The following is a 275-nucleotide window of genomic DNA, read 5'->3' on the forward strand; positions in this document are numbered from 1 at the left end:
ACCGCGATGCATCACGGCGATGCGGTCGCAGATCTTGGCGGCAACGCGCAGGTCGTGAGTGATGAACAGCATCGCGAGGTTCAGGCGCTGCTTGAGGTCTTCCAGCAGGTCGAGCACCTGCGCCTGGACCGAGACGTCGAGCAGATCATCACGGCAGGCCCGATCGCGCACGGCACGCCCCGGCGGGAGGCCCGCGCCCGGGCTCGCGAGCTCCTCGACCTCGTCGGCCTCTCGGCGAGCGCGGCCGAGCGTTACCCCAACGCCTTCTCCGGCGG

The 275-nt window shown here is 70.2% G+C and carries 1 pseudogene; it reads right to left on the bottom strand.

The window, feature by feature from the left end:
* Positions 1 to 144, bottom strand: a pseudogene (locus tag MKK60_RS28705) (ABC transporter ATP-binding protein); the annotation flags it as partial.
* Positions 145 to 275: the final 131 nt, after the last annotated feature.

It is taken from the genome of Methylobacterium sp. J-092, assembly GCF_022829325.1.
Lineage (GTDB): Bacteria > Pseudomonadota > Alphaproteobacteria > Rhizobiales > Beijerinckiaceae > Methylobacterium.